This is a genomic window from Candidatus Chloroploca sp. Khr17, assembly GCF_004138165.1.
In the GTDB taxonomy this organism is placed as follows: domain Bacteria; phylum Chloroflexota; class Chloroflexia; order Chloroflexales; family Chloroflexaceae; genus Chloroploca.
Map to the genome: position 1 here is coordinate 56332 of NZ_RYFF01000018.1, position 11019 is coordinate 67350.

Genomic DNA, 11019 nt, shown 5'->3' on the forward strand with positions numbered 1-11019 from the left:
ATGAACCGTTGCCTCTTTTGCCCTGAAAGCCTCTCCGAAGAAGGGGTGACACGTCAATGAATGACACCGAGGTTGATTTCGCTCAATTTGTGGACGCATATCTGCAGGCGTTCATTGCCGAACATGCCGTGCTTGGGTTTGATGGGTTGCCCGTCGGTCACGCTGGCGGTGAGGCTTCGCTTCCTCTGCTCAAGGTCTATACGCCATTGATCACCGATGGTGGCGCAACGCTGGCGAGTGTCGTTGGTTCATCACGGCGTCTTTTGCTGCTTGGTGGCCCTGGTTCCGGTAAGTCGGTTGGTCTGCAGCATCTGACGCTTTCGCTCGCCACCAGTCTGCGCGCCGGTCGCACGACGTTGCGTCTGCCCTTGCTCTGCTCGTTGTCTGAGGTTGCGTGTGCCCTTCCCGCTGATCCAGCGTATGATTTCGATCACCTGCTGTCGTTCATCTTTCGTCCTTTTGCCGACGCCGGCCTACCGAACGAAACGCTGCAGGCGTTGCTTGTTCAGCGCAAGCTCTTGCTTTGTCTCGATAGTCTCGATGCGGTGAGTTCTGTTGCTGAACCTGCCGCTGTCGATCTGCCGTCACCGCGTCAGCGCCTCGTTGAGGCCATCAAGCGGTTGCCCCAGGTCTATCGCAAGGCATCAGTGGTGGTGAGTTGTCGTACGCACGCCTATACGCAAGGCCCTCAGTTGCCTCCCGAGGAGGGGTGGCGGGTGCGGCACCTGATGCCCTTTGATGATGCGCAGGTGCGGCAGGCGCTGAAACGTTGGTATCTGGCAATGACCGGTTCTGCCGATCAGGGTGAGGTGCTCGCTCAGTGGTTGCACCACCCCGATGGGCAACAGGTGCGCCGTCTGGCCGGCTCGCCCCGGTTGCTCGCCGCGCTGTTCGTGCGTACCTATCATCCCCACGGTGCGCCGGGGCTCCGTTCGACCCTCCCTCAGGAATTAACTGACGCGATGGTCGCCATGTATGGCGAGCAGGCCTTTGTTGAGCCTGACCTTGTGCGCTACGTGGCGCAGCGGATTGAAATGCCCGCGCTGCCGTTCGCCGACCGGTTGCGCCTGGCCGAGCGGCTTGGGCGCACCGGTGATCCACGGCTACCTGTGCAACTGGAGGCGTGGCGTTCTGCGCTGGCTCAACTGGACAGAGCGGGCTACTGGTGTGCGATGCCTGCCGGCACTTATCAGATTGGCGGATGGGTCGCGGGTGAAGCACCGGTTGACGTCAACCTGGCCTCCTTTTGGCTGGCGCGCTACCCGCTCACGGTTGCGCAGTATGCCCCTTTTGTGGCCGAGGGCTATGGGGATGAGGCCGAGCAGTGGTGGACGCCGGAGGGTTGGCGGTGGAAGCTTGAGCAGGGCAGTTACGAACCTGCTGGTTGGGCTGAGATGCGCTATGCGGGCGCAAATCAGCCGGTCACCAATCTCAACTGGTACGAAGCAACTGCGTTTTGCAACTGGCTCAATGCGCAGCCTGGTCTGCAGCTGCCTCTGGGCTATCGGTTGCGCTTGCCCACCGAGGCTGAATGGGAAAGCGCTGCGGCCTATGACCAGACTGGTGTTCGGCGTTACTACCCCTGGGGCGCAACGCCAATCACCAGCGAGCACGCCCGCTTTGCCCTGGAGCGAGACGGCCATGCTGCACCGGTGGGCTGTTTCCCGGCAGGAGCAGCGCCTTGTGGGGCGCTTGATCTGCTTGGCAATGTTTGGGAATGGACGTGCAGCGATGCACGCATCTACCCTGCGCAGAGTGGCACGTCGCTTGTTGATGTGCCGTACACGCAGGGCTTCCTGCCCGAACGTGCCACGGTTGCCCAGCGGGGCGGTTCGTGGCACGATCATGGCGCTTTGCTGCACTGCGGAACCCGCTATCGGCTCTTGCCCGACTTCAACTATCGTTTTGGCACCCGTGGCTTCCGCCTCTGTCTCGGGCCTGCTTGACGCCGCGTTTCACTGGTCTTCGTGGAACCAGCTATGGAGTGACGGCACATAGCCGCCTTTGCCATCCGGGTCGAGTTTGATATAACTAAAGAGCGTGATGTAATTGTTTTCGTCGCCGATCTCTTGCCAGCTATAACTCTGTGCGCCATCGTCAATCAGGTGGCGCGTCCAGGTGCCACTGTTGAAGTAGGCGCACTGGCGACCGTCGGGCAGGCTGATTGGATGCGCGTTGCCGTCAATCACGGTATGGGTATGGCCCATTAGCACCGTCGCGAGGGTGGAATCAGCCATCACAATGGCTCGGGCTGCCCGGCGATAGGCATCCTCGCTGCTTCCGCCGCCAAGCACGACGATCTCATCGTCGGGGTCGGTGGTCACTTCTTCGAGGCTCATCGAGGCCAGTTCGCTATAGGCGACCATGGCCAGTTGCGTTGGATCAGCTTCTTCCATCACGCGTTCGAATTCGGCGCGGGCTGCTGGATCGGCGAGGTGAGCGCGTACCGCTGCCTGAAGCGCCGGATCGGCGATGCTATCAGCCAGCGCATCAAGGTCTGGTGGCGTTGCCGCGCTCTCTTCGATGCCCCCAAGAATGAGCGGTGGCAGCCCACTGACCATCAAGAAGCGTACGACAAGGCCGATCGCGGTTGCGGTAAAGATGAAGTCGTTGCGTAACCCGAGCTGGATGACCCGCATGATTGGTTTGACATTGTCGATAAACCAGCGTTCGCGCTCGAGCTGATTGAAGACCTTGTCGACAAACAGGGTGCCCCAACAGCGCTTGAGCCGTTGTATCCCCAGGTTATCCACCCCAAAGGGTCGGCTCATCATATCGCCAAAACGGTTGGCGCGGTCGTATTCGTGCCCGTGCTCGATAAAGACGCGGCCTTGGGTTCCAGTGCCGACGGTATGGCTATAGTTGACGAGCCGCAGATCGCCCCACGCACCCGGCGGGTAGATTGTATCAAAGACCAGGGCCCAGACCTTCTTCCAGAGCAGATCAATGTCGTGGTTGCCGGCAATGATCGTGATCGAGTGGCCCTCCATCATAAAACGGCGCAGCGCTGCGAAAACCTTGGGGTGGCCGCTGGAAATCTGGGGCTCGTACCCGAGGATCACGCGTGCCCGGCGCAGCGATTCGCTCTCGGTGCTTCCCAGGCTATCTTCAGGCGAAGCAAGGCCAATCTCGGGCAGCGTTTGACAGAATTCGAGGAAATCGCCCGCGATGACGAGTTCGACCAGGTGCCCCCTGGTTCCAATATGGTCAATAAAATGGATCAGCGCCTCATCTGAGGTGAAATCTTCGAGCGGATCAGTGCGGCCATCAGGCAACCATCCCGGCCCCAGATGCAGGTCGCTGATGACATAGACGACGTGTTCCATAGGTTCAATCCTCATCAATGGCGATGACCAGTCCTTCCACGGCATCGAGCATGACCGCGTCGAGGGTGACGTGGCCTGTCCGCTGCATCCCCGTACTTGCGGCAAGCGTTCCGGTTGGCCCAACGCTGCTGAGGTCGAGGGTCACCGGCGTTGCCCCCATGTTGAGGATGACCAGAATCTTTTCACCGCCGGCCCGGCGCAGATAGGCAAAGAGATCCGGCTCGCTGGTGGCGACGGTGGCATAACTGCCACGGTTGAGCGCTGCCGAAGCGCGTCGTAGTTCAAGCAGGTGGTGGGTCAGGGCTAGCATGCTCTGCGGGTCGTCTTGTTGGTGTGTGACGTTGTGGGTGGCGTAGTTGGTGGCAAGCGGTAGCCACGGCGTGCCCGTGGTAAAGCCGGCCCATGCTGTGGCGTCCCATTGCATCGGCGTACGCTCGGGGTCGCGCCCGTGCCCCGGTGTGCGGATGCCTTGTGGGTCAACCACAAGTTCGGCGGGAATGGGGACATCTTCCATGCCGAGTTCATCGCCGTAATAGAGCGTCGGGGTGCCGCGTAGGGTCAAGAGCAACATCTGGGCGAGGCGCGCCATAGGCTGGCCCAGACGGGAGGCGATGCGGGGTTGATCGTGGTTGCCAAGCACCCAATTGGGCCAGCCACCGGGCGGCAAGGCTCGTTCGTAGTGTTCGACCAATGCGCGGATCGCCTGGGCGTTCCACTCCCCAAGCGTCACGAGATTGAAATTGAAGGGAAGATGCACGCCATCAAGGTTTTCGCCGTAATAGGCGACCAGATCATCAATGGGCAGGTAAATCTCGCCAATCAAGACCTTGTCTTGATACTCGTCGGCGACCATGCGCATCTCGCGAATGACCGTATGCACCTCGGGTTGGTGCTGATCGTATCGCCGCAAGAGCCGGTGCTGGTCTGGTTGGCCTGCTTTCCACTGAGGATCAGGCGGGTTATCGGGCAGATCGGGATGTTTGATCAGCATCCAGATCACATCAATGCGAAACCCATCAATGCCGCGGGCAAACCAGAAACGCATCGCATCATAGATCGCATGGCGCACCTCTGGATTGCGCCAATTGAGATCGGCCTGCTTTGGGTCAAAGAGATGCAAATAATACTGCCCCGTGGTAGAGTCAAGGCTCCAGGCAGGGCCGCCAAAATAGCTGAGCCAGTTGTTGGGTGGGCCTCCATCGGGGGCCGGATCGCGCCAGATATACCAATCGCGATACGGGTTGTCGCGTGAACTCCGCGCCGCGACAAACCAGGGATGTTCATCAGAGGAGTGGTTGGGCACAAGATCGAGCAGCACCCGCATCCCGCGTTGGTGGGTTTCGCTCACGAGTTGATCAAGCTCGGCGAGGGTACCAAACATTGGATCAACATCAACATAATTGGCGACGTCATAGCCAAAATCGGCCATTGGTGAGGGGAAGATCGGCGAGAGCCAGATCGCGTCAACGCCGAGCCATTGCAGATAGTCAAGCCGTTGCCGAATGCCAGGAAGATCGCCGATGCCATCGCCATTGCTGTCTTGAAAACTACGCGGATAGATCTGGTAAACAACGTCGGTTTGCCACCAGTGACGAGATGCTTTCATGCTGACTCCAGAATCAATGTCTCGACCGTGTGCCGCTCGACGGCTTCACGGGTCCAGAAGAGCGGAAGATAGCCGCCGGTACGCCACGTACTGGTCAGACTGGCGTAGTGTTTGCTGGCGGGATGGCCGCTTTGACCAGTTGGAATGATGATCCGTGCGTTATCCCAGTCGCCTGGATCGAGGATCTGACGATATGAGGGCCCATTATAAGCTGGTCCTGCCGCTGTTTCGCGTGGCACGTACTGGTGATTGACCGTATCAACGTCACCGGCCATCGGCCAGGGGCCACGGTTGAAGAGCGAGGCAAGGGCCGGGACGCTCCCCAGGGGATGGCGCAGGGTCAGCGTATGGACACGTTTATAGACCCAGCGTTTTGGATCGGGGCCGAGGCGGGTGCGCAACTCGGCGACAGCGCGACTGAAAGCCTGCGCGAGTACCTCGTTCCAGGTGCGCTCGTTGCCGAGCCAGGGATCGGGTCGATCAGGGAGGGGGGCTGCTTCGATGCGTTCCAGCATGGTCGGCAGCGCATGTTCGAGATAGATATTCGAGGGAATCGCGCTGAACGCCCCAACAGCTGCGGCCACCCCAAGCAGCCCGTCGAGTTCGCGGTAGGTCACCCGGGTGAGGTGGTAACGCAGGCTATCATAAACAGTCGCCGCACTGCTCTCGACGCTCAACACGCCATCCCAGGCAACCAGCAACTCGCAGACGGCCTGTTCAAGCGGATCGGACAGTTCAAGGGTTGCGATCAAACGGGCCAGCTTCAGCCCTGGAACCGAGAGCGTATCCTGCTGGATCTGGGCAAAACTCCGGGTATCGTGGCGTTCGGTTGCCTCAAGCAACGTGGTGATGCGCTCGGCACGATACGGGTTGGCATACTCGCCCTGGAGCAAAGCCGCAAGTGGATGGTCGGGGCCAACGATGCGGTTATTGGCCGTCACGACGATCCCATCGGGTGGGTTCAGGCTGGCTGGTACGTATTCGGACGGGAGAAAGCCCTGCCACTCATACGCCCCGTCCCAGCCTGGCACAGGCAGATGCGGATGGCCGTGGGGGCGGAGCGGGATCTTGCCGGCGAGCGCGTACCCAATCTGACCGCGGGTGTCGGCATAGACAAAATTCTGAGGTGGCACATGCCAGTCGGCGAGTGCCGCCCGAAACTCGTCCCAATTCCGCGCCCGGTTGAGTTTGAGCACCGCCCGACTAAGGGCTGGCGAAGGATCGAGCGCAGTCCAGCGCAGGGCAAGCGCCGTATTGGGCGCGGGATCAACGATCGCGTCGCCAATCCGCCCGCGCACCTGATCAATGATCGGCCCGTGGTGGGTCAGCTGCACATCAACCAGCACAACCTCTTTTTGCCCCTTGACCACAATCTCTTCGCGCAGCGTCTCCATCGTACGCCACTCGCCCTGCCAGGCATACCGGGTCGGATCTTCTGGATGCAAACGCTCAAGATAGAGATCCTGGATATCAAGCGGCGCATTAGTCATGCCCCAGGCAAGATCGCGATTATGGCCGATGACGACGCCACAAGTACCGGGCATCGTCACGCCGGCGACGTGGAAATCGCCACCTTCGAGGTGGGCCAGATACCAGAGGCCCGGCAACCCAAGGCCAAGGTGGGGATCATTGGCCAGCAGAGGCCGCCCATGGACGGTGCGGTCGCCGCTGACGGCCCACGCATTCGAGCCTTGAGGCCCACTTGTATCGCCGGTAAAGCGTGTTGCATCGCCGGCGATGCGTAGGATGGTTGCCCCGAGATCGTCTGGATAACGGGTTCCCCTGGGCAAGGTCAGCAGCTCGGGCTGAGAAGACCGCGCCGCAAGTGCGGCGGCCCGGTCTTCACCAACGAGCGCAACCATCTGGGCATTGAAGAGCTCGCTCATCCAGTTGGTCGAAAGATTCAGCGCCATCATCTTGGGCCAGGCGAGAATATCGACAAGTTCCCAGGGCCGTGGTTGAAACCCAAGGATCGTATATTCAAGCGGGAGGCGACCACGCAGCGCCTCGACGCCTTGATTGATGCCGGTGGTATAGGCTTCAATCAGCGCTGCGGTCTCAGCATCAATCAGTTCAGCTTCACGTTCAGCCACGCGTGAAAAACCGAGGGTACGGATAAACTGGTCGGAACTGAGGGCAATTGGCCCGAAGATCTCGGCCAGTTGGCCGCGGGCGGTACGGCGATGCAATTCCATTTGCCAGAGCCGATCCTGGCTATGGATAAAACCGAGGGCGGCGAAGAGATCCTGATTCGTGCTGGCATAGAGATGGGGAATACCCCAGCGGTCGCGGTGAACCGTCGCACGAGCCGTCAGACCCGGCAGCGCCACGCGCCCCGTTGTGCGTGGCAACGGGCGGCGCAGGGCGGCAAGGGCACCCACACCAGCGGCACCGGCGGCGAGGCCCATCGTGAGCCCGAACGCTCGGGCAAGGCGAGAAAAGTCAAACATTGACATAGCTTCTCCTCGTGGCCTGTGGCGCTTGCTCCATCAGATTCTGCACCTCAGTAGTGGGTAACGGAAATTTCCTGAGATGCTCGCAGCCTTGTCGTGCTGAGCGCAGCGAAGCATCTCTGCCATTGGGACGCCTGAGACCCTTCGCTGCGCTCAGGGTGACACAACCCAGGAAACTTACATTACCGACCAAGCAACCTAACCCAATTGTGAGTGTGCTCGGCTATAATGTCAACCCACAGCGAGGCCGAAACAACGTATAATAAATTGTATGATACCGTCATCCATTTTATCAAAGCTTGCAACCGAACTTGGCTACGTCCAGGATATTGTACGGCAACGCACTGCGCAACGTACGGCGATTATCCAGGTTGTTGAGACGCATCTCTTTGCGACCGAGGATGCCTATGTGCGTGCTGCACTAGTCATTCTTGCGGCACAGACGGGAACCTACCATCCTGAGTCGGTCGCGCATGTTGCTGCCGCCGTTGAATTGATCCATGCGGCCACCCGGGCGCATGATGTGCTTGTTGACGCTGCTGCCCGTCGGCGCGGTGCCTTGTCGGACGAGCCCTGGGCGCACGGCATTCCTTTGATGGTGGGTGACTATCTTTTTGCCTTGGCGTCGGGCGAAATGGCCTTGAGCCCTGATCGGCGCGTCATTGATGTCTATGCCGAGGCGGTGATGCAGATCAGCGCAAGTGCGCTTGCCCCGGTAAGCAACCTGGTGCCCTTCGACGAAGCGCGCCGGGCGCACTACGATCATATGACTGACGCTCATGCTGCGCTCTTCAAGGCTTCCTGTCGCGCCGGGGCAATTTGTGGCGGGTTTGGCGAGAAACATATTGATGATCTTGGCCGCTTTGGGGTCGCGCTCGGGTGTGCCTTGCGCCTTCTGGATGAGGTGAGCCTCTTTGCTGATATGGCAGTGGAGGCCCCTGCTGCGGTGCGTCTGGGCATGGCATCAGTGACGCTCCCTATGATCTTCGCTGCGGCGCAGAGCGACAGCGAGCGCCTCGCTGCGGCACTGGATACCAGCGATCCCGCCGAGCAGACGTGGGCCATCAATGAAGTGCGGCGTCACGGGATCGCACCGACCTGCCACGAGATCCTTCGCCTCACCGACTATGCCCAGAAGGCGTTGAGCGATCTGCCTCACCGTCAGGCGCGTGACGATCTGCTCACCATTGCGCAGGCAATTGGACAATCTTCTCATCCAGATCTCATTCAGCAGCGATCCGTTCATCATCACGATTCGCTATAATTTGAACAGAAGGTTTTCTGCTGTTAGCAAAAGCCAGCGTCGCTGGCTTTTGTCAACAGCAACGAAGTAGGTGCGAAGGAGAAGTATCGATGCGGCTGCGTCGTGATGCGAGATATAAGCTGAATCCGCTGCTTCGGCGTACGCTCGGGCTAAGTTTGCTCGGCGTCTGGGTGCTTGGCATGGTCTTGCCGATCATTCCTGGCTGGCCTGCCTTGATTCTGGCGATTGTCCTGCTTGGCCGACGTGATCGGACGCTGCGCCTGGCCCATCTCTCCTGGCGGCGTTCGTTGCGCTGGTTGCGCCGTCACCCGATACCCTCATTGCGCCAGGCGGGGCGGTGGATTTCGGTGCGTTACTATGCGTTGCGTCGCGCTGTTACGCCGCGCATTATTGCCGCCGAGCGTGCCTTTGGCTAGCGAAAAACCTACATCTTCTGTTTGAAACGCCCCATAGCCCAGCCCAACCATGCGCCCCCGATGGCGAGTAGCAACACGGCACCACCCAGCCCCAAGGCCAGGTGGTGCCAGCCAAATGTTCCGCCGATCAGCCACCACGCCAGCAAGGTCGGCAGTGCAATCAGCAGCGCGGCCACAAACAGCAGCGGGATGGCACCGCGCAGAAAGAGCATAACCCGTTTCACTTGACGGCGCGTAGCTGCATAATCACCGCCTCGGCCAGATCTTCATTATGAGGCCCCAGCATCTGCTCGGCGAGCTTGCAGAGGGTGTCAACCTGATCCGAGGGTTCGGTGGCACTCCGCAGGGCGGCATTGACGATCTCGTCGCCCTCACTGCCCCCACCGAGCACCGTCGGCTCGGTTGTTTGCATTGCCGTGCGCAAGCGTTCTACGGCATGGTTCATGGTTTTTGTCTTATCGAGCCACATCTCGGGGGCTACATCGAGATGCTGACAATCAACGGCAAAGAAGAGCTCGGTTCCAGCCGCAACCTGCCCATGACGGGTTGTGATGGACGTGTTCTCTGAGCGATTGAGGGTGCCCTCGCTCGTTTCGCCCCCCCCAAGCAGGGTCGTCGCTTCAGCGCCGATCAGCATCGCCCCAACGGCAAACACGCCGGTGGCGGTGCCGGTCACATGCACGCTATAGGAACCAGCAACGGGCTGCGGAATCACCACCATATTGAGATGCTTGCCCTGATGGCCGTGGTCGCGCCCTTTGATCACCCGTTTGCGGCGCGTTGGTGCCTGCTCGGGTGTACCACCAAGGACAGTTGGGGCCTGCATTGCGCTGCCGGCGGGGACTTCGACCTGCATCGTCACCGGCGAGGCGGTCATAATCACCAGACGCGGCTCGGTAACAGGAAGACCGCCGAGCACTGGGGGCGGATCGGCTTGTAGTGAGGCAAAGATGCGCTCGATGGTAGCAGGATGATCGGGCATTGTCCCGTGGCCGACATCGTGCAAGGGTGGACTATTCTTGACCTGGGGATGATTGACCTGGGCATTCGAGCGTAACACCGTACCATCGCCATCGCTGCTACTCTGATCGCTGACTGGTGCCCCATCGGGAAAGCGGGGCGGATCGCCAGGCGGGATGGGGGGCGACGTCACGGTAATGGTCGCGATGGTGGCTCGACCAATACCGCTGATAGTCGTGACAGGAACACGGGCAACCAGAGTCTCGATGCTTGTGCTCTGATTGAGCATATCGCCCACAAGATTGCGTTCAACCAAGGTCGCGGGGCGTTTTGGTAGCGCAGGGCCACCCTCGTTGAGCAAAAAGCCATCAATGGGCAAGAGATCGCGCACCCCTGGGACAAGCGTACGCATAGCGCGCAGGCGATCCAGTTCAGTCTGGAAAGGATGGGCATGGCGGAGGTACCAGAGATAGACATCAAAGACAACCTTGATCTGCCCATCCGACTTTGGCTCACCGGCCCCCCAGGCATAGTAGGAATCGGCGGCACCACGATGAGGTGTCCCGAGCGTGATCAGATGGGCAACATCATCTTCATACGCAGGGCTTTGCAGGTAGCTACGTGCCACCAGGCCGCCCATGCTATGGCCGATCAGAATCACGGTTGACGCCCCCGAGCGCTGCTTGGCCCGGTCGATCCAGGGCTTGAGATAGGTTATCGCACTATCCTTGACCGACATCCGCCAGTCATAAAAGGCGACAAAAAAATCATGGTCACGACGATAGCCAGCCGCTGTGAACGCTGCCGTCAACGGCTTGCCATAATCGGTAAAAGGCGGAAAATTCCAATCCTTTAACGTTGGTCCTTGCCAGTTGAGCAGCACCCCCAGATTGAACGAACCAGTGATGCCAGGGATAAAGAGCACCGGTACACGGGTCATAGAGTTTCTCCTCTTCTGGGATGCCCCTACGGGATGGCGATCTTGTGCATCAGC

General features: G+C 60.0%; 8 protein-coding genes. 3 read left to right on the forward strand and 5 right to left on the reverse strand.

Annotation, left to right across the window (positions count from 1 at the left end):
• Nucleotides 1-56 precede the first annotated feature (56 nt).
• Nucleotides 57-1946 carry an SUMF1/EgtB/PvdO family nonheme iron enzyme gene (locus EKD05_RS12490; protein ID WP_129673164.1) on the forward strand — a complete coding sequence of 630 codons (1890 nt, stop codon included), beginning with the start codon at nt 57-59 and terminating at the stop codon, nt 1944-1946.
• Nucleotides 1947-1955: 9 nt separating this feature from the next.
• On the opposite strand, the gene EKD05_RS12495 is transcribed toward EKD05_RS12490, so the two are convergent.
• Genes EKD05_RS12495 through EKD05_RS12505 form a run of 3 tightly spaced genes read right to left on the reverse strand, consistent with a single transcriptional unit; the run spans nt 1956 to nt 7388 of the window.
• On the reverse strand, nt 1956-3326 hold the full coding sequence (locus EKD05_RS12495) for a metallophosphoesterase (protein WP_165360716.1): 1371 nt from the start codon (nt 3324-3326) through the stop codon (nt 1956-1958).
• Nucleotides 3327-3330: 4 nt separating this feature from the next.
• A complete protein-coding gene (locus tag EKD05_RS12500; protein ID WP_129673168.1) occupies nt 3331-4932 on the reverse strand; it encodes an alpha-amylase family glycosyl hydrolase in 1602 nt (533 codons plus the stop codon).
• Nucleotides 4929-7388: a penicillin acylase family protein gene (locus EKD05_RS12505; protein ID WP_240695765.1), complete on the reverse strand. Its 2460-nt coding sequence runs from the start codon at nt 7386-7388 to the stop codon at nt 4929-4931. Before EKD05_RS12505 ends, EKD05_RS12500 begins: the two co-directional genes overlap by 4 nt.
• 268 nt (nt 7389-7656) lie before the next feature.
• Between EKD05_RS12505 and EKD05_RS12510 the strand changes: the two genes are divergently transcribed.
• Entirely contained in the window at nt 7657-8649 is a 993-nt protein-coding gene (locus EKD05_RS12510) for a polyprenyl synthetase family protein (protein ID WP_129673170.1), read from the forward strand.
• 89 nt (nt 8650-8738) lie between these two features.
• Nucleotides 8739-9065, forward strand: coding sequence for a hypothetical protein (locus EKD05_RS12515; protein ID WP_129673172.1), 327 nt, complete (start codon nt 8739-8741; stop codon nt 9063-9065).
• An 8-nt stretch (nt 9066-9073) separates the two neighbouring features.
• On the opposite strand, the gene EKD05_RS12520 is transcribed toward EKD05_RS12515, so the two are convergent.
• Both EKD05_RS12520 and EKD05_RS12525 read right to left on the reverse strand, forming a co-directional pair.
• Nucleotides 9074-9277 carry a hypothetical protein gene (locus tag EKD05_RS12520; RefSeq protein WP_129673174.1) on the reverse strand — a complete coding sequence of 68 codons (204 nt, stop codon included), beginning with the start codon at nt 9275-9277 and terminating at the stop codon, nt 9074-9076.
• An 8-nt stretch (nt 9278-9285) separates the two neighbouring features.
• Nucleotides 9286-10965 carry an alpha/beta fold hydrolase gene (locus tag EKD05_RS12525; RefSeq protein WP_129673176.1) on the reverse strand — a complete coding sequence of 560 codons (1680 nt, stop codon included), beginning with the start codon at nt 10963-10965 and terminating at the stop codon, nt 9286-9288.
• Nucleotides 10966-11019: the final 54 nt, after the last annotated feature.